The sequence below is a fragment of the Actinoplanes sp. CA-131856 genome, assembly GCF_050956135.1.
Lineage (GTDB): Bacteria > Actinomycetota > Actinomycetes > Mycobacteriales > Micromonosporaceae > Actinoplanes.
In genome coordinates, this window is the sequence record NZ_CP191849.1 from 6,371,157 (window position 1) to 6,396,323 (window position 25,167).

Sequence of the window (25,167 nt, forward strand, 5' to 3'; positions counted from 1 at the left end):
GTTCCGCGAAGAACCCGGCCGTTTAATTCTCAGACATTGGGTACGGCGAGCGCCTCGTTCAGCAGACGGCGGGCCAGCACCAACCGGTCCGCGTCGTCCTCCAGCGGCAGGTCCCGCACCCGGATCGGCTCGCCGTCGAGCGCCAGCCGCAGCGCGGGCGCGCAGTACGCGGGGAACCGCATCGTGCGCCCCACCAGCCGCAGCACCACGTGCTCGGCCCCGTCGTCGGCCAGGCGCCAGCGCAGGCCCTCGCGCACCCTGATCTCGTCGTCCGGGCCGAGCCCGGCCGCGAAGTCGAGCTGGGCCAGCGGGCTGACCGGCTCGGGGCGGGCCGACGGCCAGTCCCGGGCGCGCAGCCGCTCGGCCACCTGGGCCGGCTCGACCGTGGCCAGCCAGTCGCGCAGGGCCTCGACCGTCTCGGTGAGCTCGGGCTCGATCGCCTCCGGGTCGGAGACGTCGAGGCCGTACGGCAGGGTGGCCCGCAGGCGGGCGTCGTCCAGGGCGAGGCCGAGCAGCTCCTCGACCATGGCGTAGCGGGTCATGGCCCGGACACCGATGGTCAGATGGAGCGAACGGGCGCCCTGCGCCTCGGCCGAGTGGAGCCAGCCGCGGGGCAGGTAGAGCGCGTCGCCCGGCTCGAGCAGGATGTCGAAGGCGGGCTCGCCCTCGGCGGTGGCGCCGACCTCGTCGGCCCGGCCACCCCAGGCCTGCTTCTCCAGCGGATCGGCCAGCACGGGCTCGTGCAGCCGCCAGCGCTTGGTGCCGTCGACCTGGAGGACGAAGACGTCGTGGGTGTCGTAGTGGGTGCTGAAGCCCTGGCTCTGCGGAGGGGTCAGATAGGCGTTGACCTGCAGCGGGCGGCGCAGCTCGGCGCCGAGCCGGCGGCTGTAGTCGATCAGCGGGGGCCACAGCCGGTGCAGGCCCTGGAGCACCAGGGTGGCGCCCTCGGCGTACAACCGCATGACCTTGTCGTCGATGACCTGGTCGCCGATCTCGGCCCCGGCCCCACCCCCGCCGGTGAACCGGCCGGCCGGGAGCACGGTGCCCTTCTGGGCGACGCGCAGGAAGGGGGTCCGCAGTCCGTGGCGGGAGAGGAGCTCGTCGACCGCGGCCGGGGAGAGAAGGTCGGCGAAGCCGTCCGGGCCGGCCAGTTCGGCGGCCCGGGAAAGCAGGGGCGCGCGGCCCCAGTAGGCGGCGGCGAACTTGCCCGGCTCCACCGCCACGGCGCGGGAGAGCGCCGGGCTTTCGCCCGGCGCGTCGATCGTCATCCCGGTGTTCCTGATCAGTTGGCGGAGCCGTCGGCGCCACCGTCGTGGCCGTCCGGGTTGGCGCCACCGTCGGCCGGGCCCTCGGCCGAGCCGTCGGCACCGCCGTCGTGGCCGCCCGGGTTCGCGCCGCCGTCCGCGGGACCCTCGGCCGAGCCGTCGGCACCGCCGTCGTGGCCGCCCGGGTTCGCGCCGCCGTCCGCGGGACCCTCGGCCGAGCCGTCGGCACCGCCGTCGTGGCCGCCCGGGTTCGCGCCGCCGTCGGCCGGGCCCTCGCCGGTGGTCGAGCCCGAGGTGGTGGTGATGTCGTCGTCGCTGAGAGACATGAGAGCTCCTTGAAGGTCCGTGGTGCGTGGGACCCCGCCATACCCCGTGATCATCCCGTCTAACCCGGCTGAGATCCGGGTATCGCAGCTCACGTGATGCGCATCGGGACGTCGGGCTGGCAGTACAAGGACTGGCGGGGCGGTCTCTACCCCGCCGGGCTGCCGCAACGGCTCTGGCTGGAGCACTACGCCGAGCGCTTTCAGACGGTCGAGGTCAACAACGCCTTCTACCGCCTCCCGTCACGCGAGACGTTCGAGCAGTGGCGGTCGCGGACGCCGGACGACTTCCGCGTCGCGGTGAAGATGAGCCGCTATCTGACCCACATCAAGCGCCTCAAGGAACCAGCCGAGCCCGTTTCGCGTTTTTTGTCCCGGGCGGAAGGGCTCGGCGGCAAGCTCGGTCCGGTGCTGATCCAGCTCCCGCCCACCCTCAAAGCGGACTTGACTTCCCTGGACGCGACTTTGAGGCTGTTTCCGGCGAATGTCCGAGTCGTCGTCGAACCTCGGCACGACTCGTGGTTCACGCCCGATCTATGCGACTTATTGCGGCAAAGGGGCGCGGCGCTGTGCTGGGCCGATCGGGGCAGCCGGCCCATCACTCCCCTGTGGATCACCACCGACTTCGTGTACCTGAGGCTGCACGAGGGCCGGGCCAAGCCGTGGCCGCGATACGGCAAGGGGGCGCTGCGGACGTGGGTGGAGCGGCTCGCCGGCGTACCGGAAAGCTATGTCTTCTTCAACAACGACCCCGGCGGAGCGGCGGTGATCGACGCGGCCGCGCTGGCCGCCGAGGCCGATCGGCGTGGCCTTCGCCGCACCCGCACCCCCGAGATCAAGCCGCGCCCGTAGGCTTGCCGAGGTGCGCAATCTCGAGCTGAACGGCCACGTCCCCGACCTCGCCGAGACCCATCGGCTGGCCACCATCAACTATGGCCACTTCACCTCGATGCAGGTCCGGTCGCTCGCGGTCAAGGGCCTGGCGCTGCACATGGCCCGCCTGGCCGACGGCAACGAGGAGTTCTTCGGCTGGAAGATGGGCGTCGACGACGAGGCCCGCGTGGTCTCGCTCATCCACCACGCGCTCGACGGTCACCGCGACGCCTCGGTCCGCGTCTCCTTCGTCCCCGGTCCCGGGGAGGGCAGCCCGCCCGACGTCGTGGTCGCGGTCAGCGATCCGCGTCCTTCGGACCCCACAAAACCTTTGCGTGTACGCACGGACAGCCACCGCCGCGACTGGCCCGAGCAGAAGCACTCGGCCACCATGGGCCTTTTCGTCGCGCGCCGCCAGGCCGTGCGCGACGGCTACGACGACGCCCTGTTCGTCGGCGACACCGGCCTGGTCAGCGAGGGCAGCACGTGGAACGTGGCCTTCCACGACGGCGAGCAGGTGATCTGGCCCCAGGCGCCGATGCTGCGCGGCACCACCATGGTCCTGCTCCAGATCGCCATGACCATGAACGGCGTCCCGTGGACGCTGCGGCCGGTCCCCCAGGCCGACCTGCCCGCCCTGACCGGCGCCGTCGCGGTCAACTCGGCCTGCCCGGCCCAGCCGATCGCCTGGATCGACAACCAGGCCTACCCGTCGAGCGACCGGCTGACGACCCTGCTGACCGACACGTGGAAGTCGGTGCCCTACGACGAGCTCTGAAAGCCGGTCCGGTCGGCGTCGGTGATCTCCCGCAGCACCCGCGCCGGCACCCCGGCCGCGACGACCCCGGCCGGGATCGAGCGGGTGACCACGCTGCCCGACCCGACGATCGCGCCGTCGCCGATGGTCACGCCCTGGTTGATCGTGACCCCGCCACCGATCCAGACCCGGTTCCCGATGGTGACCGGCTTGGCGTAGCAGCCGCCGGCCGCCCGCTCGGCCGCGTCGATGGCGTGGTTGGAGGTGTAGATGCCGACCCGGGGCCCGAAGAGCACGTGGTCGCCGATGGTGATGCCGCCGCCGTCGAGCATCACACAGTCGAAGTTGGCGTAGAAGTGATCGCCGACGCTGATGTTGAAGCCGAACTCGCACCGGAACGTCGGCTCGAAATGACAGCCCTCGCCGACCTTCTGCAGCAGCCGCCGCAGGATCGCCTCGCGCTCGGACTGCGGCCGGCCGAAGCTCGCGTTGTACTCGTCGGTCAGCAGCACGGTCCGCTGCCGGGCCTCGACCAACTCGACGGTCAGGTCGTCGTACATCAGCCCGGAGAGCATCCGCTCCCGCTGCTCATCAAGCGTCACCGCATGATCTTCTCACCCGCCACGAGGTCCTGACCTTCGGCGGCCACGGGCTCCGCCCCGGTCTCCCCGGTGAGGTGCCGATAGACGACGCCGGCGACCGCGGCGCCCAGCAGAGGCGCGAGCCAGAACAGCCACAGCTGGGTCAGCGCCCAGCCGCCGGTCATCAGGGCCGGCCCGGTGGAGCGGGCCGGATTCACCGAGGTGTTGGTGACCGGGTGCGGCGGCCGAGCCAGAGCCCGAGCGTCACGGCCGGGTTGAAGTGGCCGCCGGAGAGGTGCCCCACGGCGTACGCCATGGTCACCACCGTCAGCCCGAAGGCCAGCGCGACTCCCAGCATGCCGATGCCGGTAGGCGCGCGGGCGGCCAGAACGGCGGCCCCACACCCACCGAAGACCAGCCAGAACGTCCCGAGAAACTCGGCCGCCAGCCGCCGCCCGAGTGTCGCCTCCGCCACCGCCGCCACGTCATGATCTCCCACGAGATCCACCGTCGCCGCCCCTGCCGCGATGGTCATCACCCCTCGCGGATGAGGTCGATCAAGGTGCTGGAGTTCCGGCGCCGAGTAGGTACTCCAGCTCGTAGGCGCTGGCGTCCAGCACCATTTCGTTCACCTCCACGCACCGGCGTTCGGCGGCAAAGGCGCGGCGAGTGATCGCGACTACCCACGCGCCTCGGGGCAACGACAGTGCCGTCACCTCGGCTGCTGCGGGCGCCCGGAAGACGAGCCGCTCCTGGAACATCTCCGGCCCGATCCCCGCCGCTTCCATCCGGGCGTAAATGCCACCCGGACCGGGACCCGTGTAGGCGATGGCCGGCGCGACCGCCACCACGTCCAGGGGGATGAAGCTCGTCGCAATCTGCACGATCCGGTCTTCGACAGCGAAGCGGCGTGCCCTGACCAGAACGGCCGCCCCGGCCGGCACGCCGAGCGCTTCCGCGATGTGCTCGGGGGCCGCTTGTTCCTCGACCTCGACATGCACGACGCGGATCCTGTCCCCCGTGTCCGCATCCTGAATGGCCTTTCCCTCGCCCCACCACGACCGCGACAACCGGGCCGGCGAGGAGCGCAGGATGCGCTTGAATCCGGAGACATAGAGCCCGCGGCCGTGCCGGGAGACGACGACGCCGTCTGCCCGCAGGACGTCGACGGCTTTCGCGACCGTTCCCGTCGGTACGCCGTAGCGCACCGCCAAATCCCGCACGGTCGGCAGCCGGTCGCCCTCGATCAGGCGCCGTTCCTCGATGTCGGCCCTGATCTGATCGGCGATCTCTCGGTATGCCGGTTCACCCATGGTGTTCACGCTACTCAGTGTTCAGCGTGAACACATCTTCAGTGTTCACCACCTGTGGTGGTCAGATCGAACTCAGGAGTTGGCGGGTCCGGAGCGTCCCGGTCGGGCAGCCTGCGAATGGCCTACCCGCCTCCTCCGCCCATCGCCGGGGAGGGCACCGTGACGCCGGAGGAGCAGCACCAGGACGCCGTTGCCGCTGCGCACCAGGAACGCGACGAGCAGCTTGCACGGCAGCGCGACCCGTTCGGTGCGAACACCATGGACGACCAGGAGCTGGCCGAGCTCCGCGCGAAGCTGGTCGCCGGCGCCGAGGCCGACGGGATCGTGTGCGAGGTCTCATGCACCGCGGTGCCGGCAGAAATTGTGCTGGTTTTCGAGTCGGAGGTGCTGCTGTGCGCCGAGCACGCCGACAAGGCATGGCAGTGGTGGGTGCGGATCAACCTCGGTCGGGTTTCCGGCGCGTACGTCAGCGGAACCAGGAATGTCCTTCACCGGTCAGCTTGGGTCTTCGCTGGCCAAAAGGTCGATCAAGGTGCTGGCGTTGCGCTGGGCGTAGTCGGTGTAGCAGTTGTTCATGAAGACCTGGGTGGTGTCGGCCTCGGCCGCCAGTTCCTTCAGGCGCGGCGCCCATTCCTTCAACTCAGCGGAGGAGTAGTTGTAGCCGAACTTCTCGTGGATGTCCTTGCTGGTCCACTTGTCGCTGTGACCGTGGAAGCGGACCACGGCCAGATCGGCGGTGGCGGCCAGGATCGGCGGGACCGACGACTTGTGGCCCTGTGGCATGTCGACGCCGACGAACGGCAGCTTGTGGGCGCGCAGGAAGTCCAAGGTCTCGTTCTGGTTGGCACCGGAGAACCACGACGCGTTGCGGAACTCGAAGACCGGGCGCAACGGCTTGCACCGCGATGCCACCTCGAGCAGATATTCCTTGTTGGACTTCTTGATCCCGAACCAGGGCGGGAACTGGAAGACCACCGCGCCGAGCTTGCCCGCCTCGACGAGCGGATCGAGAGCCGAGAGAAAACGGGTCCAGATCTCCTCGTACGCCTGTGGCGGCATGTCCGACGGATAGACGTTCGCCTTCTCGACGGACGGGCGCAGATCCTTGTAGATCGCCGACACCTTCGTCGGATGGCCGGTCAGCATGCTGAAGGCCTTGATGTTGAAGGTGAAGCCGTCCGGCGTGCGCTGCGCCCACAGCCGGGTCGTCTGCTCGGCCGGCGGCCCGTAGTAGGTCGAGTCGACCTCGACCACCGGGAACTGCTTCGCGTAGTACGCCAGCCGTTTCTCGGGCGTGTCCGCCGAGGCGGGGTACCAGCCCGAGGCGAGCAGCGTCTTGTCCGTCCAGGACGCCGTGCCGACCTCGATCGTGCCCATGGGCCCAAGCTAGTCCCGATAGGCCGGGTCCGCCGCTCGACGAGCGACGGACCCGGGACGCTGATCGTTCAGCCCGCGCGGCGCTCGCGGTTCTGCTTGCAGTGCACGCACGTGGTGGCCGACGGGAAGACCTCGAGCCGCTCCCAGGGGATCGGGTTCGAGCAGCCCTCGCAGTTGCCGTACGTGCCGTCGTCCAGCCGCGCCATGGCGTGCTCGGCCTGGGTGCGCCGGTCCAGAAGGGTCCGCAGGAGGGACGTGGCGGCGTCGCGCTCGGCCGTCTTGGACCCGCTGTCGGCCTGGTCGTCGCCGGCGGCGTCGCCGATCTCGACCAGCCGGAGCTTCTGGTTCTCGGCCACCGCTTCCTCGTACTCGGCGTTGATGTCCTCGAACCGGCCGCGCAGGATGACCCGGATCTGCTCGATCTCCTCCGGCGTACGCCCCACCTTGGCGGCACCCTTACCCGTGATAACCGCTCCATTGACGAGCATGCGCTCCCCCTGCCCTTCCTCTGCCCCTACCGGTGGGTTCCCCCGGGGACGGCCCCATCGCACCGTGGTGCCGCCTGATACCCACCGCCGAAGATCCCAAACGGGGCCTCCGCTGAAAAAGTAACCGGAGCATAACTGTCAGTGGTCGGTCGCGCTACAGACTCGCTTCACCAACGTTCTTCGACGAGCGCCGGACGGCGGAGATCGTCCACCCGGACGACGACGTCGGCGAAGGAGGCGGGCGCGACCTCCTCGGCGTAGCGGCGGAAGGCCGGGGCCGTCCAGCGTTCCGCTTCGGGCGTACGGCGCAGCAGCGCGCCCTCGCTGATCTCCAGGTGCACCGTCACGTCGAAGCTCAGGCCCCCGCCGAGCAGCAACGGGCCACTGACCAGCACCACCGTGTTCTTTTCGAGCGAGATGTACGGCGACCGGGCCGCCCGGTCGGTCGCGGCGTTCCACAATTTGGTCACGACACGGCCCGATCCGCCGGGCCCGGTGGGGTCGAGAACCTCGCGGACGAGGCCGGCCTCGTCGAACCAGCCGGCGTAGAAAGTGTCCGGATTGTCTCTTCCGAACTCCCATCGCACCGAGGCCGGCCGGAGGAAGTCCGACGTGTCGATCCTCACTACCGGGCGGCCGCGCTCCTTCAGAGGGTCCACCAGGGAATCCGCGAGATCACCGGGCCCGGCCGCGGCGGGGCCGTCCACCGCAACCCGGAGGTAACTGTCGGGTTCCCGACTCATCAGGAAATCGGCCAATTCATTCACGAGGTTGCCGGTCGAGACGGGTCGCACACGCACCCCGGGAAGGCTACCCGTGGGGCTGGACCGTCACCCGCGCGTCGTCGGCCAGGCGGTAGCCCACGCCGTACACCGTGGTGATGACCGGGACCGAACCGCCCAGCTTGAGCCGCAGCCGCCGCACGTGGACGTCGACCGTGCGCTCGCCCGTGTGGTCGTAGCCCCAGACGCCGGACAGCAGCTGGCCGCGGGTGAAGACCCGGCGCGGCCGCTCGGCCAGGAAGAGCAGCAGATCGAACTCGAGGCGGGTCAGCGGCAGCATCTCGCCGTCGAGCATCACCTGACGGCTGCCGGTCAGCAGGCGGATCTCCGGGCCGCTTCCCTCCGGCTTCTCCTCCTCGACCGCGATGGTGCCCTGATTGTCCTCCACCAGCTCGCGCACGGCCTCGATCAATCGGCGGGCCTGCGGGCTGAGCGTGTCGCCGGTGAGCGGGATCGCCAAGGTCAGCGTGAGCGCGGGCGGCCGTTCGAGCGCATTGACCGGCATTTCTGTTCAGCCCCCTGGAAAAAGCGAAATCGAGTGGTCACACTCCGTAAAACCGCGAACGATATTTCCGGTTTCGGGTGGGCCGGGTCAACCCGGCAACCACACTGTGGGAAAACCGTTCCAGAACCAGCTTGCCCGGACCGGAAATGCATTTTCCGAACGGATTCTGTCGTACTGATTAACAGGCCTTTTTTGAGACCAGCGCCACACAGAAAACGCCGGGCGACCTGCGCCCGGCGTTTCTTTGTTCCGTCTTGTTCAGTCGCCGCTGGAAATGAGGCGGCGGCCCACGGCCGCGATGAGCCGGTCGAGCTCGGAGCCGAACGGGTTGTCGTGCACCAGATATGTCCACGTGGCGCTCGGCCGCACGATCTTGGCGCGGTCGGGCTCCCAGCCGTCCTCGAAATCGGTCTCCTCGAACGTCTCGATCGTGCGCTTCTCGACCTCGAGCAGCAGCGTCTGGAACGCCGGCACCGCCGACCGGTGGAACTCGTCGAGCGGGTCGAGCTTGCCCAGCGCGCGCAGGTGCACGCCCTCGCGCACCTCGGAGAGGTAGGCCAGGTGGTCGACCCAGAGCCGGTCGAGCTGGAACAGCGCGATCGCGCGGGCCGCCTCGGAGAGCACGTCCTCGTCGAGCTCCTTGGCCTTCTCGGGCGAGCGCTCGAGCAGCATGATCGCCGCGACCTCGGAGGTGAGCAGCCGCTCGCGGCGCTCGGCCAGGGCCACCCGCTGCTGCTCGATCACCACGCTGTAGCGCCAGGTGTTGCGGTGGATCTCGTGGTTGACGCCCTCGGCCACCCGCTGGGCGTGCTCGACCGCGTAGTTGACCTGGTCGTCGTGCACGACGCCGTCCATGTCCATCCGCGGCGAGGCGGGCAGGATGTCGCCGGCGTGGCGGGTGACCAGCTCGTCCTCGAGGCTCACGAAGAAGACCGAGCCGCCCGGGTCGCCCTGGCGGCCGGCGCGGCCACGCAGCTGGTCGTCGACGCGGCGGCTGTCGTGCCGGCCGGCGCCGATCACGTAGAGGCCGCCGAGCTCGACCACCTGGTCGCGGTCGGCCTCGTCGCTGCCGCCGAGCCGGATGTCGACGCCGCGGCCGGCCATCTGGGTCGAGACGGTGACCGCGCCCAGCGCGCCCGCCTCGGCGATGATGGCCGCCTCCTCGGCGTCGTTCTTCGCGTTCAGCACGCTGCTCGGCACGCCGGCCGCGGCCAGCTGCTTGGCCAGCAGCTCGGACGCCTTGACGTCGAGCGTGCCGACCAGCACCGGGCGGCCCTTGTCGTGCGCGATCTTGATTTCCTCGACCAGCGCCTCGTCGCGGGTGTCGTGCGCCGAGTAGATGCGGTCGGGCTCGTCCTCGCGGATGTTCTCGGTGTTGGACGGGATGACCGCGACCTCGAGCTTGAAGTATTCGCGGAGCTGCTCGCCGACGTGCACGGCGGTCGCGGTCATGCCGCAGACCGTCTTGTAGAGGGCGATGTAGGCCTGCACAGTGATCGTGTCGAGCACCTCGCCCTCGGCGGTGGCGCTCAGCCCCTCCTTGGCCTCGACGGCCGCCTGGAGGCCGTCGGGCCAGCGCCGGCGCTGGGCGACCCGGCCGCGCATCTCGTCGATCAGCTCGACCGAGCCGTTGCGCACGATGTAGTCGACGTCGCGGCGCAGCAGCGTCTCGGCGTGCAGCGCGACGTTCACCGCGGACAGCTGCTGCACCTGGTCGTCGGCGTAGAGGTCGACCCCGCCGAGCTTCTCCTCGACCTTCTTGAGGCCGGCCTCGGTGAAGGCGACGCTGCGGCCGTCCTCGGCCACCTCGTAGTCCTTGCCGTTGATCAGGTCGCGGACCAGGTCGGCCGCCTCGTGCACCGGGTCGCTCTCCGACGACAGGCTGCCGGCCAGCACCATCGGCACGCGGGCCTCGTCGATCAGGATCGAGTCGGCCTCGTCGACGATGGCCGTGGCCAGCGTCCGCTGCACGCGGTCCTCGACGTCGGTGACCAGCTGGTCGCGCAGATAGTCGAAGCCGCCCTCGCTGACCGACACATAAGTGACGTCGGCCTTGTACGCCTCGACGCGCTCGTCGTGGGTCGAGGCCTCGGTCACCCAGCCGACCGTGAGGCCGAGCAGTTTGTAGACCGGCTCCATCCACTCCGCGTCGCGGCGGGCCAGATAGTCGTTGACGGTGAGGATGTGCACCGGGCCCCGGCCCAGCCGCACGTGACCGAACGCGGCGATGGTGGCGGTCAGCGTCTTGCCCTCACCGGTGGCCATCTCGGCGACGCGGCCGTCGAGCAGCGCCATCGCGCCGAGCAGCTGAACGTCGTACGGCCTCTGCTCGAGAGCCCGCCAGGCCGCCTCCCGGCCGACCGAGCAGATCTCGGCGTAGTCGCTCGCCTCGTTCGCCGCGGCGGTCAGCGCCTCGTCGTCCAGCTCGCTGAGGGCCTCCGCGTGAGCTTCGATCGCCGGCAACCTCTTGCGGAGCGGCGCGAGGTCGACCGTGGTGCCCGGACGCTGCAGAAACTTGCGGAAACGGCCCTTCAGCCGCTGAGACACACCCATGGCGCGCTACGGTACTCGATTTACCTGAGCGCTAGGTCACGACACCGCCGCCTTCGGGACGTTTGTAGCCACCCCGGGCCGGGCACCATCCCCCGACGGACCATCGGGTGGAGGGGGAAGGCGCCTTGCCGAATCAGCTGGTGTGCCGGCCCGAGCAGGCGGGCCCGGTCGCCGTGCTGCGGATCAACGGGACGCTCGACCAGCTCACCGGCGACGCCTTGCAGCAGGCGATCCGCCTGCGCCTGGCCACCGGGCCGAGCCGGTTGCTGCTCGACGTCACCGAGATGCGGGTGGGCGACCCGCTCGGGCTGACCGCGCTCAGCGCCGCGGTCTGCGAGACGGCGGAATGGCCGAACGTGCCCATCGTGGTGTGCGGCGCCGACGAGCACACCCGGGAGACCGTCGTGGGCGCGCCCGACTGCGAGACGCTGGAGTTCGCCGACGACTGCGACGAGGCGATCGCCGAGGGCGCCGCCGAGCCCGGTGAGCCGCGCATCCACGTCCGGCTCCGGCCCGTGCCCGACGCCTGCCGCCAGGTGCGCACTCTGGTCACCCAGGCCTGCACGGCCTGGCAGCGCGGCGAGCTGGCCGCGATCGCCGAGCTGATCGCCACCGAGCTGGTGGCCAACGTCGTGCGCCACGCGCACACGACCATGGAGTTCACCGTGACCGCGCTGCGCGACGGCCGGCTGAGCATGACCGTCCGCGACCACAGCCGCCGGATGCCGAAGCCGACCGAGGCCTCGGTCACCGACGCCGGCGGCCGCGGGCTGCGCCTCGTCCGGGATCTGACCGACGCGTGGGGTGTGCTGCCGGTGAACGACGGTAAAGTGGTGTGGACGCAGCTCAACGCCGGACCGTTATGAACCAGCATCGTGATGTGGTTGCCGTTGGCGCCTCCGCCGGAGGTGTGGAGGCTCTGCGCTCCCTGGTCGCGGGCCTGCCGCCCGGCTACCCGGGCGCCGTGCTCGTCGTCCTGCACATCGCGCGGTCGGCGCCGAGCGCCCTGCCCTCGATCCTCGACCGCAGCGGGCCCCTGCCGGCGCGCGCGGCCACCGACGGCGAGCCCCTGCGGTCTGGACACATCTATGTCGCACCGAGCGACCACCATCTCCTGCTGCTCGACGGCCACATGCGGCTCACCCGCGGCCCGGCCGAGAACGGCCACCGGCCGGCCATCGACCCGTTGTTCCGCTCGGTGGCCCGGGCCGCCGGTGCACGGACGGCCGGCGTGGTCCTCTCCGGATCGCGCGACGACGGCGCCTCCGGCCTGGCGACGATCGCGGCCCAGGGCGGCGCGACGATCGTGCAGGACCCGGAGGACGCTCTCTGCCCGTGGATGCCGCGCGCGGCCATCGCACGGGCTGCTCCTGACCACATCCTCCCCGTCGCCAAAATCGGGGCACTGCTTTCCGGGATGGCCGCAATGGACCTTCCGCCGTCGAACCCGCCGAACGACCGCCTGCTGGAGTTCGAGGTCGCGATCACCGACCCCGAGTCGACGCTCACCACCGACCAGGTCGCCGAGCCGGCCGGCTACGGCTGCCCGACCTGCGGTGGCAGCCTCTTCCAGATCGAGTCGGACCCGACGCCCCGCTTCCGCTGCCGGGTCGGGCACGCCTGGTCGCCCGAGAGCCTGCTCGACGAGCAGGCCATCGCGCTCGAGGGCGCCCTGTGGATCGCGCTGCGCGCGCTCGAGGAGAAATCGGCCCTGAGCCGCCGGATGGCCGGCACCCGGCACTCGGGCACCGGGGCGCGGCTGGAGACCGTGGCCGAGGACGCCGAGACAGCCGCCTCGACCATCCGCAAGTTGATTGAGCGGCTCGGCGAACCGGGGACCCGGACGTGACGTACGGTAGCGTCACTGCCGTGCAGCCGACCGACCCCCATTTCGAGGCGCTCCTGATCTATCTCAAGGAGTCCCGCGGCTTCGACTTCACCGGGTACAAGAGGTCGAGCCTGATGCGGCGGGTCAACCGGCGGATGAGCCAGGTCAACGTCGTCGACTACCAGGAATACTCCGACTTCCTCCAGGTGCACCCGGACGAGTTCACCGCGCTCTTCAACACCATCCTGATCAACGTGACGGCCTTCTTCCGTGACGGCGACGCCTGGGACTACCTGAGCAAAGAGGTGCTCGAGTCGATCATCGAGGCCAAGCCCGAGAACGCGCCGATCCGGGTGTGGTGCGCCGGCTGCGCCTCCGGCGAGGAGGCGTACACGCTGGCCATGGCGCTGGCGGAGGTGCTCGGCGTCGACGGTTTCAAGGACCGGGTCAAGATCTACGCCACCGACGTGGACGAGGAGCAGCTGAACGAGGCCCGTCAGGCCACGTACGGTGAGCGCCAGATGCAGGGTGTCCCGCCGGAGCTGATCGAGCGTTACTTCGAACCGGTGAACGGCGGCCGCTTCGCCTTCCGCAAAGACCTGCGCCGGTCGGTCATCTTCGGCCGCAACGACCTGGTCCAGGACGCCCCGATCTCCCGCATCGACCTGCTCACCTGCCGCAACACGCTGATGTACTTCAACGCCGAGACCCAGGCCAAGATCCTCGGCCGGTTCCACTTCGCGCTGCGCGACGCCGGCGTGCTCTTCCTCGGCAAGGCCGAGATGCTGCTCAGCCACGCCAGCCTCTTCTCGCCGATCGACCTCAAGCGCCGCGTCTTCCGCCGCGTCCCCCGGCTCTACTCGACGCCCGGCGTGGCCTTCGCCGAGCCCGCGCCGATCACCAGCCTGCCCGTGACCAGCCTCGACGAGCTGCGCAACGAGGTCTTCGCGGCCAGCCCGCTGGCCCAGCTGTCGCTCACCTCCGACGGCATGGTGGCGCTCTCCAACCGCCAGCTCGACACGATCTTCGGAGTCTCCTCCCGCGACATCGGCCGGCCGTTCCGCGACCTCGAGCTCTCCTATCGCCCGGTCGAGCTGCGCCGCTTCATCGAGCAGGCCCAGCTGGAGCGCCGCACGCTGCGCATCCCCGACGTGGAGTACCAGCGCGGCAGCGAGCAGCTCAACCTCGAGGTGCAGATCAGCCCGCTCGCCGGCGCCGACGGCAGCCTCCTCGGCGTCAACATCATCTTCCACGACGTCACCGCGTCGCGGCGCCTCAAGGACGAGCTGGAGCACGCCAACCAGCAGCTCGAGGCGGCGTACGAGGAGCTCCAGTCGACGAATGAGGAGCTGGAGACCACCAACGAGGAGCTCCAGTCCACGGTCGAGGAGCTGGAGACCACCAACGAGGAGCTCCAGTCCACGAACGAGGAACTGGAGACGATGAACGAGGAACTCCAGTCCACGAACGACGAGCTGCAGAGCATCAACGACCAGCTGCGGATCAGCAGCACCCAGCTCGACGAGGCCAACGACTTCCTCGAGACCGTGCTCACCAGCATGCAGGCCGGCGTGGCGGTGGTCGATCCCGATCTGCGCATACGCATGTGGAACAGCCGCGCCGAGGACCTCTGGGGCCTGCGCTCGAGCGAGGTGATCGGCCAGCACTTCCTCAACCTCGACATCGGGCTGCCCATCGACCAGCTGCGGCCGCTGCTGCGCGGCGCCCTGGGTCCCGGCGGCGAGAACGCCGAGATGCAGGTCGACGCGGTCAACCGCCGGGGCAAGGCCATCGCCGTACGGGTGGCCTGCACGCCCCTGCGCCGTCACGAGGGCGGGGCGCGGCCCGAGGGTGCGATCATCGTGATGGAGACGGCGGCCACGGAATCGGCCTGAACAGTTTGTCCCGTACAGGCCGGGGTATCCGCCGGGCGGTCGGTTCGGGAGGTGAGAGATGGCCATCGGTTTCGACGTCACGGGCAACAGGTCCGAGCTGATCGTCCGGCTCAGCGGTGCGCTCGCTCTGACCGACGTCGCCGAGGTGCACACCCGCCTGCTCAAAACGCTCGCCGAGCAGCCTGAAGCGCTGCTGCTCGACGTCTCCGAGATGACCGTCGACCAGCCCCTCGCCCTGGCCGTCTTCACCGCCGCCAGCCGCCAGGCCGCCCGCTGGCCCGGCATCCCGGTGCTGATCTACGGCGCCCGGCCGCCGGTGCACGAGCTGCTGACCGGGCCCGCCTATCACCGGCTGCCCGTCTACGCCGATGTCGGCGCCGCCCGCGAGCAGGTGGTCGGCTCGCTCCCGGCGCTGTCCGAGGAGCTGCTGCCGGTGACCGGCGCCCCGGGCCACGCGCGCGACGTCGCCACCGACGCCTGCCTGCGCTGGGACCTGCCCGGCCTGATCGCCCCGGCCAGCCTGATCGCCAACGAACTGGTCAGCAACGTGGTCGACCACGCGCACACGATGATGACGCTGCGCCTGACGCTGCGGCCGCGCTATCTGAACATCGCCGTACGGGACGGCTCCCCGTCCGAGCCGCTCCGTCCCGGCCCGTCCGGCGCCGACCTCAACCGGGGCCGCGGCCTGCTGCTGGTCGACGCGTCCGCGCACGCGTGGGGCTGGATGCCGTCGGCCGACGGCAAGGTGGTGTGGGCCTCGCTGGCCCGCCCCCGTGGCTAGCCCCTAGTCCATCAGATTTCCGAGGCCGGTCACGGCGAGGATTCCGGAGACGTACGACTGGGCGCCGCTCAGCCGCAGCGTCACCTCGGCCACCGACGCCGCCGACGCGGCGTCCACCAGCACGGCGATGCCGGCCGCGTCGAGCAGCGGCACCGCCGACAGGTCGATCACCACGGTTGCGTCACCGGCCATGGCGATGGCGTGCCGCAACCCGAGGCGCAGCCGCTCGGCGGTGTCCCGGTCGACCTCGCCCCGCACCCGGGCCAGCACGACGCCGCCCTCGCGGGTGGTGAGGACCTCCATGGGGCTGCGCTCGGGCCGCGACTCGGCGCCCTCCCAGCGCGGCGGGACGTCGCTCAGCATGGCCTCCCGCAGCCAGGTCAGCGCCCGGGTGAGCAGCCGCGACACGTGCATCTGGGAGATGCCCAGCTCGGTGGCGATCTCGGCCTGGGTGCGGTTGCCGTAGAACCGCAGCGCCAGCATCCGCCGCTCCCGGGCCGGCAGCCGCATGAGCAGGTCGGCCACGGTCACCTTGTCGTCGACCAGTTCGAGGTCGCCGTCGACACCGCCGATCATGTCGCCGAACTCGGCCGCCCCCTCACCACCCATGGGCGCGTTGAGCGACGAGGGCGCGTATCCGGCCGACGACTCCATGGCCTCGAGCACCGCGCCGACCTCGACGTGCAGCCGCTCGGCGATCTCCGCGGGCGTCGGCGTACGGGAGAGCATGCTGGTCATGACCATCGTGGCGTGACCGACCTCGAGACTGAGGTCCTGAAGCCGCCGCGGAACGTGCACACCCCAGGTCTTGTCACGGAAGTGCCGCTTGATCTCGCCCGAGATGGTGATGACGGCGTACGCGGTGAAGGACCCGCGCTGCGGGTCGTACCGATCGACGGCCTTGACGAGCCCGAGCCGGGCAACCTGCTCGATGTCCTCGAAGGTCTCGCCCCGCCCACGGTAGCGACGGGCCAGCCGCCCCGCGAAGGGCAGGCACAGCCGGGTGAGCTGCTCGCGCAGGGCGGCCCGCTCACTCTCCGGCGCGGCTTGCGCTCTTTCGGCGTACGCCAGGGCGGCGGCGTCCAGGTCGTCGAGCCCGTCGCCGGCCTTCGGCCCCGGTCGCTCCTGCTGTCGAGCCTTCATCACGTCACGCGCGGACATTCGGCTCTCCCCTCGACGACCGAACCGCCCGGCCCCATCGGGACACAGCCCCCCGGCCGCCCTCCAGCCGACGTTACTGCCCGGCGCGCCCAGCGCTCAAACACTTGAAGGAGGGCAATGAAGTTTCCCCCGTCAGGCGGACGCCGGACCCGGCTCCTCGCCGTGCCGCTCCTCCCCGCCACCGAGCGGCCGGTTGACCTGCCCCATGTTCGGCGCCTCGAGCCGGGGCCGATGGGCCCGCCCACCGTTGTCACCGGGCGCTTGAGCAGCGGCGGGCGGCCGGTTGAGCGGTCCCCCACCACCGTCACCGGGTGCCCGGTTCGGGACGGCCTCGGACGCCCTCATACCCAGCCCACTGGGCCCGTCGTCAACCCCACCGCCGAAGCGCACGGCATGCCCTTCCCCACCGGCACTTTCCCCAGCCGGGCCGGCGCCCATCCCGCTCGCAGCCGCAATGCCGCCAGGCACGCCACCGGCCGGACCCGCACCCCGGCCGGGCAGGCCGCTCGGCGCACTGTCGCTCATGCGCGGCAGCCCACTCCGAGCATCGTCCCCCAGGCCACCGGACGTGGCCCCACCCTGACCGGCTGCCGCCCCCAACGCGCCGCCTCGAGGCAGACCGCTGGGCTCCTCCCCCGGCGCCGCACCGAACCCACCGGCTGTCGAAGGCCCCTGCGGCCGGCCGGACTCCGAACGCCCCAGCCCGCTCGGCTCGGACACCTGCCCCGCCCCGAACCCACCGGCCGGAGCATCAGGGGATGACGGCTCGTGCCCAACGCTCCCGATCCCGGACGGCTGCCCCCACCCGCCGGCCTGCGAGGGCTGTTGCCCCGGTCCAGCAACCTGAGGGTTCCGCCGCTCACCAAGACCCGGCGGCGGGGCACTGTCACCCGGTCCCCTTTGCGTCTCCGCACCGGCGAACGACTGACCCGCGACCCCACCGGACGAAGCCGCGGGCGAACCGACAGCTCCAGGCGCGGCACCCGAGGGGGAAGGCGCCCCGAAAGCACCCGACGCGGCAGCCGGGCCGCCGGCGACCGAGCCTGAAGACGACCCGAAGGCACCCGACACGGCAGCAGGCCCGGCGACCAAGCCAGAAGGCGACCCGAAGGCACCCGACACGGCAGCCGGCCCGGCGACCAAGCCAGAAGGCGACCCGAAGGCACCCGAGGCGGCAGGCGGCCCGGCGACCGAGCCGGAAGACGACTCGACGGCACCCGACGCGGCGGACGGCCCGAAGGCGGGCGAAGCGGAACGCGGCCCGTCGGCGGGCGAGGCGGCCGGCGGCCCGAAGGCCGACGCGGCAGGCTGCTCGAAGGCCGACGCGGCCGGTGGCTCGAAAGCGGCCGGAGCGGCGGGCGGCTCGAAGCGCTGGGCGCCGACCGGCGGCTCGAAGGGCGGCGGGGTGAGCGCCTGCGGCGGCCGGTCCTCAGGGGACGGAGCTCGTTCCGGAACGGGGCGCCCAGCCGGCGAGACCGGACCACCGCCCCCACCAGCCGGCGCGGGGTAACCGCCGCCTCCCATCGGCCGTGCCTGAGCCGGACGCGCCGAAGGCGTGAAGCGCGGCGCGTCCAAGGGCCGGTTCTGCCGCCAGTCGGGCGGAAGCGAGGCGGGCGCCGACTGCACGACGGCAGACCGAGCCGCCTCAGGGACAACCCCTTCCGCCGCCGAAACAGAGCGGGCTTCGATCTGCGGACGCGCATCCCCAGACACGGGAACGGAATGTTCCGCTCCGCCGTCCCGGGAAAGCGCTTCCACCCCTGGTGACGACGGGGAGTCCTCCGCTTGCAGGCCGGACCACCCGGGAATGACGGAAGGCTCCGCCAGACTTTGAGCTCGGTACAGACCCGACCCCGGCGACGCATGCAGACCCGACGGTCCCTCAGAGGCCGCGAGTGCCGGTGGCGACGACAAGCCCGTCAGAGCTTCCGGCCGGCGCGGCGGTTCGGGCGGAAGCGACCTTCCCGAGCCTTCGAGCGGCTTCGCCTTTTCCGCCGGCGCCTTCTGCGCTTCGCCACCGGCCGACCACGGATTCTCCAGATGGATTCCGGATTCGGTGGGCCGCGATGGTGCCTGCGGCCCGGCCTCCGGCGGGGTCGAGCTCGAGCCGCTCGTCGACGGCGCCTCGAAGGAGAGGTCCACCGCCTTCGCCGGCGAACCGAAGCCTGTCCCGGCCGTCGGCTCGCCCCATTCCCGGGAGGCCTGGTCCGCGCCCCAGCTCGGCAGGTGCGCGGTGCGCCCAGGCGCCACCGGTTCGTCGGCCGCGGAAGCCTCCCAACCGGCGATGCCCGGCGCCGCGGGAGAGGCCAGTCGATGAGCGCCTTCGTCGCGGGGCGGATCGAAAGCGGGCGAATCAAGGGCCGTCGGCGAGCCGAAGGCAGGCGACCCAAAAGCAGGCCGCTCCAGGTCCGTGGGCGCGCCAAAAGCAGGCCGCTCCACATCCGCAGGCGCACCGAAGGCAGGCCGCTCCAGATCCGTGGGCGCACCGAGAGCGGGCCTCTCCACGCCCAACCGCTCCATGGGCGAGCCAAGTGCGGCAGGCGAGCCGAGCGCGACCGGCGAGCCGAGCGCGACCGGCGAGCCAAGTGCGGCCGGCGAGCCGTACGTCGGCGGGAACTCCGCGTCGTAGGTCGGCGGCTTCGGTGGCGCCGGCGAGGCGTGGGCCGCGTAGTACGGCGGCGAATATCCGAGGTACGCCGACGAGCCCGCCCCGCTCGGGTCCGGCTCGCCCCTCCCCTGCCGGGACGCCGCCACCAGGCCGGACGCCTCGGCCAGGCCGGCCGCCTCCAGGACCTCGGCCGCGGCCCTGCCCGCGGCGCACGGCGGACGCTCGCCGCATGCGGGGCAGACCGTCACTCCGGGACCGCCCGCGTGAGCCTCGAGCATCTCCCGGGCGGTGCGCGCGAGGACGCTGTCCGGGTTCACGAACGCCTTCGTCGGTGCCACTGTCTTCCGCCCCCATCGCGCCTCGGCGAACCTGGGATCAGTTCACCGCCGGAAGGTGGCGATTCGCGCGATTTTCCGCAGATCGGGGACGCGCGGGGCGTACGAGCCGAAATTTCCGGGTCTCCGCCCTGGTGGGTGCGGCAAAGCGGGCCCGCGATGACCCCCGTGATCGCTAAATTCACTCACGGTGTGGATCTAGTCGCTCTCCGTACGATGTGAAGACTTCTCAGGAGGTGATCCCCCATGGACGACGTCGAGCTGCACCGCGAGCAGATCCTCCGGCACGTCAGCCCCGTCATCACCGGCCGGTTCGCCGGCTTCCAGTCCTCGTACACCCGGCAGATCAAGATCGGGCGATCCGCCCTGATGGCGATCTTCGTGGCGGCCGGCATCACCCAGATGATCGGCTCTCTCCTGCGGATGCGCGGTCCCCGGCGCAGCTTCAAGGAGCTCAAGAAGGGCCCCGAGTTCCTCGTCACCCCGGTGCGGATCCGCGACGACCTCGGTCAGACCTACGAGGTCGAGATGCACGGGCAGCTGCCGCAGTCGGCGCTGCACCGCGGCGATCTGGTCCAGGTCACCACGGCGCCGCAGAAGGACCAGACCCTTCCGGTACGCCTGACGCAGGTCATCAATCTCACCACGATGCAGCCGCTGACCCCGCGCATCCCCACCATGTGGTCGCATCTGGGCCCGGCGCTGCTCCTTCAGGCCGTCCTCGGCGTCATTGTGGTCGCCGCACTCATCGCTTTCGCCATGGGTTAGCGCGCCGTCAGAGCTTGTCGAGCGGGACGGCGTTGGCCATCGCCTGCATGCCGGCGTCGTTGGGGTGCAGGTGGTCGCCGCCGTCGAAGGCGGCCCGCAGCTTGCGCGGGTCGGCCGGGTCGCGGACGGCCTGATCGAAATCGGCCACCCCGTCGAAGGCGCCGCCACCGCCGGCCCGGATCCAGTCGTTGACCTGGTTGCGCACCTGGTCGAGGGCCGGCGACCACGGTCCCCAGCCCTGGAACGGCGTCAGCGTGCCCACCACGACCTTCAGGCCCTGCGCCCGCGAGCGCGCCGCGAGATGGGCCAGCCCGGCCCGGATCTGGGCCGGGTCGCCCTGCCGGGGCTGCTGCATGATGTCGTTGATGCCGAACAGGATGACGACCGTGCGGGCGCCGGACTGCTCCAGCACGTCGTCGGCGAACCGGGACTGCCCCGAGTGGCCGGCCCGGGAATCGATCTTGGTGTACGGGTATTCGGCGTCCAGCAGGAGACGGTTGCCCCCGATGCCCACGTTGGCCACGCCGTAGTCCGGCTCGGGGCCGGCCGCGAGCCGGGCCGCCAGCAGATCGGGCCAGCGGTGGTTGCCGCCCCGGACGGTGGCCGAGCCGTCGGTGATCGAGTCGCCGAACGCGACGATCGTGCCCGCCGCGCCGCTCACGTCGACCCCGGTGAGGAAGAACCAGGCAGTGGTCCGCGACGTGTACGGCTTGCTGGTCGGGTCGGCCGCCGCGTCGGCCGCGGCCGGGCTGATGAACGACACCTGCCGCCCGTCGACGTGCCAGGTCGCCATCGGGGCCCGCACCGGCGTCCAGACGCTGACCAGCAGGTCGGTGTCGGCCGGCACGTCGAGCGTGACGGGATCGCTGAGAACATCGGCGCCGGCCGGAACCGAAACCCACTTGATGCCGTTGAACAGGACGTCGCGCACGGTGCCGGGGGCGGCGCTGCCGTCGCTGGCGTCGATCGAGCCGTCGCGGCGGCCGCCGGCGTGGGCCGAGATGGCGACGGTGACGTGGCCGAAGACGAGCGGCGCGGTGCCGAAGCGGTTGGTCAGCCGGACGCGGACCTTGGGGCCGCCGACGGTCGTGTGGACCACGTTGCGGACAGTGTGGCCGGCCGGGCCGTTGCGGAACCCGGACGAGGGCGCGGCCGCCCAGGCCGTGGACCACTCAGGTCCGGACGCGGCCGCGGCCGCGGGCGCGGCCTGGGGCGCGGGTGGTGTCGCGCGCAGCGGGCCGAGGGCCACGTAGGTGACGGTGAGAATCGTGGACAGGACAGAAGTCGCCACGACGCCGATCAGCAAGCGCCGCATTCTCACGCTGTGGCCCTCCCCAGGGTCTCGTCCGGATGAAATCCGGTACAGCAGGGTACCGCTGCGGTGTCGTTCCCCGGCGTCAACCTTCATCACATCGACGAGGATGGAAGGGACACCCTGTGCGATCTCATGCTTTGGTGTCGTCTGGCGCGACACGCCGAGCGTGTGGGAGTTTGAAATTCGTCGGAGAAAGGTGGTGTGCCATGGGCGAGGAAGTCGAGCAGACCAACTTCACCCGTGAGGACCGCGCCCGATACAGGCACAAGATCCGGCGGAGTCTGGACGTGTTCGCCGCGATGTTGCGCGAGTCGCGGTTCGAGTTCGAGCGGCCGCTCACCGGCATGGAGATCGAGCTCAACCTCATCGACGAGCAGGCCGATCCGGCCATGCGCAACTCCGAGGTGCTCGGCGCCATCGCCGATCCGGACTTCCAGACCGAGCTGGGCCAGTTCAACATCGAGATCAACGTCCCGCCCCGGCGGCTGGCCGGCGACGAGAACGTCGACCTCGAGCGCAGCCTGCGGGCCAGTCTGAACAACGCCGAGTCGCACGCCCGCAAGGTCGGCGCGCACACCGTGATGATCGGCATCCTGCCGACGCTGCGGCGCGAGCACATGACGCTCGAGGCACTGTCGGCCAACCCGCGGTACAAAGTGCTCAACGAGCAGATCTTCGCGGCCCGCGGCGAAGACCTCGACATCCGCATCGACGGCGTCGACCGGCTCGCCGTCACGACCGACACCATCGCGCCCGAGTCGGCCTGCACCAGCACCCAGTTCCACCTTCAGGTCAGCCCGGCCCAGTTCGCCGCGTACTGGAACGCGGCCCAGGTGATCGCCGGCATTCAGGTCGCCCTCGGCGCGAACGCGCCGTTGCTGTTCGGCCGTGAGTTGTGGCGCGAGACGCGCATCCCGCTGTTCGAGCAGGCCACCGACACCCGTTCCGAGGAGATAAGGGCACAGGGTGTACGTCCTCGGGTGTGGTTCGGCGAGCGATGGATCACCAGCGTGTTCGACCTGTTCGAGGAGAACGTGCGCTACTTCCCGGCCCTGTTGCCGATCTGCGACGAGGCCGACCCGTCCGAGATCCTGGAGCGGGGCGAGATCCCCGAGCTGTCCGAGCTGCGGCTGCACAACGGCACCATCTACCGCTGGAACCGGCCCATCTACGCCGTGGTGAAGGGCCGTCCGCACCTGCGGGTGGAGAACAGGGTGCTGCCGGCCGGCCCGACAGTGGTCGACACGATGGCCAACGCCGCGTTCTACTACGGCCTCATCCGCACCCTGGCCGAGGCCGAGCGCCCACTGTGGACGCAGATGAGCTTCAGCGCGGCCGAGGAGAACTTCCACACCTGCGCCCGGCACGGCATCGACGCCAGCGTGTTCTGGCCGGGCCTGGGATATATCCAGGTGACCGAGCTCGTGCTGCGGCGGCTGCTGCCGATGGCCCATCAGGGCCTCGAGAAATGGGGTGTCTCGGCGTCCGAGCGCGACCGGTTGCTCGGCATCGTCGAGCAGCGCTGTCTCACTCACCGCAACGGTGCCGCCTGGCAGGTGCAGACCTTGCATGCCTTGGAGGCCGACGGTAACGACCGCCAGGAAGCGCTGCACGAAATGCTGCGGCGATACCTTCCGCTGATGCACGAGAACCTCCCGGTCCACGAGTGGCCGTACCCGTCCTGACCGTTTCCGCCGTCGCCGGCCGGCGTTCGCGCACCATCAGCAGCAGCGCGGCGCCGGCCGCGATCAGCAGCAGCGACATCAGGCCGAGCCCGGCCACCTGGGCGCCGGTGGCGGGCAGGTCCTCGTCCTCGCCGCCGTCGCCGGTGTTGTCGCCACCGTCGGCGCTGGTCGTGCACACGGTGACCCGCATCGGGCAGCGACAGGGCGACCGACCCGGGGGTGCCGTTGGAGGCGGCCGGGACGGTGACGTTGGAGCAGCGGATCTCGGTGCCGACGGTCAGGCAGTTGCCGCCGCCCGGGCTGTTCATCTGGCCGATCGTGTACCCGGCGGGCAGCCCGGTGATCGTGACGGTGGTTCCGGCGGCGGCGAGCGCGCCGGAGTTGGCGATCCTGATGGTCGCGGTGGCCTCGGGCCCGCCCGGGGTCACGGCGGCCGGGGTGATGCTGACCCCGCCGGTCAGGTTGACGTCGGGGTCGGTGATGGTGAGCAGCCGGCCGTGCCCGGTCACCGCGGTGCCGTTCAGGCTGGTCGTGATGTTGGTGACGTCCCAGGTGCTGCCGGGGGTGGTGGTGCCGGTGGCGGAGACGTTGAGGGTGAGGGTGGTGGTGCCGTTCCCGGCCACCGGCACCCCCGTACATCTGACGTTGCCGTTGGCGACCGAGCACTGGCCGCCGGGGATCGAGGCGGAACCGACCGTGACGCCGCTGGGAAGGCCGGTGAGCGGGACGGTGATGACGGCGTCGTCGGCGTCCGAGGGGCCGTTGTTGGTGAGCCGGATGGTGGCCTGGGTGCTCTTGCCGGCGGCGAGCTGGGCCGGGTTGACCGTGAAGGCGCCGCTGGTCGTCGACCGGCCGAGTGCGGAGACGAGCGGGCCCTGGCCCTTGACGGTCATCGTGGCGGTGGGGGCGCCGGGCACCGGGACGCTGGTCGCCGTGATCGTGTCGGTCCCCGGCGACCACGGCGGGGCCGATCCGGTGGCCGACGGCTTCAGCTGGACCGGCAGGTTGACCCGGGCCGTGCTCTTGCCGGGGACGACGACGTCCTCGCAGATGATGAAGTTCGCGTTCGACGTCATGTCGCAGGCGATGTCGCCGACTGTGGCCGGCTTGAGGGTGTAGTAGTTCGGGTCGGGCTTGGGGATCCGGATCGTGGTGTGCGGCGCGGCGACCTCGCCGGTGTTGGCCACCGTGACCCAGGGCGTGCCCGACTCGCCGGGCACCAGCGAGGTGGGCCCGGTGGCGACGGCGCCGAGCTTGACGGTGCCGGTGCAGTACGCCTCGGCCACCACCACGCTGCCGCTGAGCAGGGTGCTGAGCACCTTGATGGCGTCGACGCTCACCGCCCGTACCGTGACGTCGAACTTGCCCGTCGAGGTGTTCCAGGTGGCGTACTGATAATTGGTCTTGGCGGTCAGGATGCCGGGAATGTTGACGCTGACGTTCGCGGCCACACTGGCGGTGAGGCCGAGGACCTTGAGGTCGGCGATCGTCACCCCCGCCGTGAACTCGTCGGCCGTCATCTTGCAGGCCGAATCGACGGCGTCGGCCGAGATCGTGTTGTTCAGCAGGTTGAGACCGGCGACGCGGCTCTGCGCCCGGGCGCCGCGGGTCGCGGGCTCGGCCACCGTGCTGACGGCGCCCGTGTTGAGCACGAGAGGCACGTTGGCCAGGGCGACGTTGTGCGTCTCGGCCGCGTCGTCGTGCCAGTCCGACGTTTCCGGAATGGTGATCTTGGGTGCGAGGCCGAGCAGGTTGAGCTCCACCCGCACGGCGTCGGCCGAAGTCGTGATGGAGGACGCGGCGTACGCCACGCCGGGCACCATGAGCAGCGAGAACGTCACCACGGAGGCGAGGAGCGCCGCCAGCGGCCGGCCGGGTCTTTCCGCAACCACAGACCGATCTTCGACGGCATAAGTCGTATATGTCTCTCGTTTAAGCGATGTCTTGACATTTCTTTCATGTTTGATTCGC

General features: G+C 70.7%; 22 protein-coding genes and 1 pseudogene. 8 read left to right on the forward strand and 15 right to left on the reverse strand.

What is annotated here, in order from left to right:
- Positions 1-29 precede the first annotated feature (29 nt).
- Complete coding sequence (locus ACQP2X_RS29645; RefSeq protein ID WP_498687411.1) at positions 30-1,268, reverse strand: cupin domain-containing protein; 1,239 nt, start codon at positions 1,266-1,268, stop codon at positions 30-32.
- Between the two features lie 14 nt (positions 1,269-1,282).
- The gene (locus ACQP2X_RS29650; RefSeq protein ID WP_498687412.1) at positions 1,283-1,591 is read right to left on the reverse strand and encodes a hypothetical protein; all 309 of its coding nucleotides are present in this window, start codon (positions 1,589-1,591) and stop codon (positions 1,283-1,285) included.
- 96 nt (positions 1,592-1,687) lie between these two features.
- Here ACQP2X_RS29650 and ACQP2X_RS29655 point away from each other — a divergent pair, with 96 nt between their 5' ends.
- Both ACQP2X_RS29655 and ACQP2X_RS29660 read left to right on the forward strand, forming a co-directional pair.
- Positions 1,688-2,440: a DUF72 domain-containing protein gene (locus ACQP2X_RS29655; RefSeq protein ID WP_498701077.1), complete on the forward strand. Its 753-nt coding sequence runs from the start codon at positions 1,688-1,690 to the stop codon at positions 2,438-2,440.
- 10 nt (positions 2,441-2,450) lie between these two features.
- Positions 2,451-3,239 (forward strand): aminotransferase class IV, encoded by a 789-nt coding sequence (locus ACQP2X_RS29660; protein ID WP_498687414.1) that lies wholly within the window; start codon positions 2,451-2,453, stop codon positions 3,237-3,239.
- On the opposite strand, the gene ACQP2X_RS29665 is transcribed toward ACQP2X_RS29660, so the two are convergent.
- The 9 genes from ACQP2X_RS29665 to secA2 form a co-directional block, all read right to left on the reverse strand.
- Positions 3,224-3,820 carry a sugar O-acetyltransferase gene (locus tag ACQP2X_RS29665; protein ID WP_498687415.1) on the reverse strand — a complete coding sequence of 199 codons (597 nt, stop codon included), beginning with the start codon at positions 3,818-3,820 and terminating at the stop codon, positions 3,224-3,226. The genes ACQP2X_RS29660 and ACQP2X_RS29665 overlap by 16 nt on opposite strands.
- A complete protein-coding gene (locus ACQP2X_RS29670) occupies positions 3,817-4,017 on the reverse strand; it encodes an aquaporin (protein ID WP_498687417.1) in 201 nt (66 codons plus the stop codon). Before ACQP2X_RS29670 ends, ACQP2X_RS29665 begins: the two co-directional genes overlap by 4 nt.
- The gene (locus ACQP2X_RS29675) at positions 4,014-4,334 is read right to left on the reverse strand and encodes an aquaporin (protein ID WP_498687419.1); all 321 of its coding nucleotides are present in this window, start codon (positions 4,332-4,334) and stop codon (positions 4,014-4,016) included. Before ACQP2X_RS29675 ends, ACQP2X_RS29670 begins: the two co-directional genes overlap by 4 nt.
- A gap of 22 nt (positions 4,335-4,356) precedes the next feature.
- The gene (locus ACQP2X_RS29680; RefSeq protein WP_498701079.1) at positions 4,357-5,112 is read right to left on the reverse strand and encodes a GntR family transcriptional regulator; all 756 of its coding nucleotides are present in this window, start codon (positions 5,110-5,112) and stop codon (positions 4,357-4,359) included.
- Between the two features lie 495 nt (positions 5,113-5,607).
- Complete coding sequence (locus tag ACQP2X_RS29685; RefSeq protein WP_498687421.1) at positions 5,608-6,489, reverse strand: DUF72 domain-containing protein; 882 nt, start codon at positions 6,487-6,489, stop codon at positions 5,608-5,610.
- A gap of 68 nt (positions 6,490-6,557) precedes the next feature.
- Positions 6,558-6,977 (reverse strand): TraR/DksA family transcriptional regulator, encoded by a 420-nt coding sequence (locus ACQP2X_RS29690; protein WP_498687423.1) that lies wholly within the window; start codon positions 6,975-6,977, stop codon positions 6,558-6,560.
- Between the two features lie 167 nt (positions 6,978-7,144).
- Positions 7,145-7,636 (reverse strand): nucleoside/nucleotide kinase family protein, encoded by a 492-nt coding sequence (locus ACQP2X_RS29695; protein WP_498687425.1) that lies wholly within the window; start codon positions 7,634-7,636, stop codon positions 7,145-7,147.
- Between the two features lie 151 nt (positions 7,637-7,787).
- On the reverse strand, positions 7,788-8,264 hold the full coding sequence (locus ACQP2X_RS29700) for a winged helix-turn-helix domain-containing protein (RefSeq protein ID WP_498687426.1): 477 nt from the start codon (positions 8,262-8,264) through the stop codon (positions 7,788-7,790).
- A 258-nt stretch (positions 8,265-8,522) separates the two neighbouring features.
- Positions 8,523-10,817 carry an accessory Sec system translocase SecA2 gene (gene secA2 / locus ACQP2X_RS29705; RefSeq protein ID WP_498687428.1) on the reverse strand — a complete coding sequence of 765 codons (2,295 nt, stop codon included), beginning with the start codon at positions 10,815-10,817 and terminating at the stop codon, positions 8,523-8,525.
- A 125-nt stretch (positions 10,818-10,942) separates the two neighbouring features.
- On the opposite strand from secA2, the gene ACQP2X_RS29710 reads away from it, so the two are divergent.
- From ACQP2X_RS29710 to ACQP2X_RS29725, 4 genes are read left to right on the forward strand one after another with little or no spacing between them, the layout of a single operon-like run.
- A complete protein-coding gene (locus ACQP2X_RS29710) occupies positions 10,943-11,683 on the forward strand; it encodes an ATP-binding protein (RefSeq protein ID WP_498687430.1) in 741 nt (246 codons plus the stop codon).
- A 14-nt stretch (positions 11,684-11,697) separates the two neighbouring features.
- A complete protein-coding gene (locus ACQP2X_RS29715) occupies positions 11,698-12,666 on the forward strand; it encodes a chemotaxis protein CheB (RefSeq protein WP_498687432.1) in 969 nt (322 codons plus the stop codon).
- Positions 12,663-14,540, forward strand: a complete 1,878-nt coding sequence (locus ACQP2X_RS29720; protein ID WP_498687434.1) for a CheR family methyltransferase — start codon at positions 12,663-12,665, stop codon at positions 14,538-14,540. Before ACQP2X_RS29715 ends, ACQP2X_RS29720 begins: the two co-directional genes overlap by 4 nt.
- Before the next feature lie 58 nt (positions 14,541-14,598).
- Positions 14,599-15,324, forward strand: a complete 726-nt coding sequence (locus ACQP2X_RS29725) for an ATP-binding protein (protein ID WP_498687435.1) — start codon at positions 14,599-14,601, stop codon at positions 15,322-15,324.
- Positions 15,325-15,327: 3 nt separating this feature from the next.
- Here ACQP2X_RS29725 and ACQP2X_RS29730 read toward each other — a convergent pair whose 3' ends face one another.
- Positions 15,328-16,467: a SigB/SigF/SigG family RNA polymerase sigma factor gene (locus tag ACQP2X_RS29730; RefSeq protein WP_498701080.1), complete on the reverse strand. Its 1,140-nt coding sequence runs from the start codon at positions 16,465-16,467 to the stop codon at positions 15,328-15,330.
- 150 nt (positions 16,468-16,617) lie between these two features.
- Positions 16,618-16,830 (reverse strand): hypothetical protein, encoded by a 213-nt coding sequence (locus tag ACQP2X_RS29735; RefSeq protein ID WP_498687436.1) that lies wholly within the window; start codon positions 16,828-16,830, stop codon positions 16,618-16,620.
- A 2,844-nt stretch (positions 16,831-19,674) separates the two neighbouring features.
- On the opposite strand from ACQP2X_RS29735, the gene ACQP2X_RS29740 reads away from it, so the two are divergent.
- Positions 19,675-20,196, forward strand: a complete 522-nt coding sequence (locus ACQP2X_RS29740; protein ID WP_498687437.1) for a hypothetical protein — start codon at positions 19,675-19,677, stop codon at positions 20,194-20,196.
- A 7-nt stretch (positions 20,197-20,203) separates the two neighbouring features.
- Here ACQP2X_RS29740 and ACQP2X_RS29745 read toward each other — a convergent pair whose 3' ends face one another.
- Positions 20,204-21,511 carry an SGNH/GDSL hydrolase family protein gene (locus ACQP2X_RS29745; protein ID WP_498687439.1) on the reverse strand — a complete coding sequence of 436 codons (1,308 nt, stop codon included), beginning with the start codon at positions 21,509-21,511 and terminating at the stop codon, positions 20,204-20,206.
- Between the two features lie 206 nt (positions 21,512-21,717).
- Between ACQP2X_RS29745 and ACQP2X_RS29750 the strand changes: the two genes are divergently transcribed.
- On the forward strand, positions 21,718-23,196 hold the full coding sequence (locus tag ACQP2X_RS29750) for a glutamate-cysteine ligase family protein (RefSeq protein ID WP_498687440.1): 1,479 nt from the start codon (positions 21,718-21,720) through the stop codon (positions 23,194-23,196).
- 614 nt (positions 23,197-23,810) lie between these two features.
- Here ACQP2X_RS29750 and ACQP2X_RS29755 read toward each other — a convergent pair.
- Positions 23,811-25,019: pseudogene (locus tag ACQP2X_RS29755) on the reverse strand (choice-of-anchor P family protein); the annotation flags it as partial.
- Between the last annotated feature and the right edge of the window lie 148 nt (positions 25,020-25,167).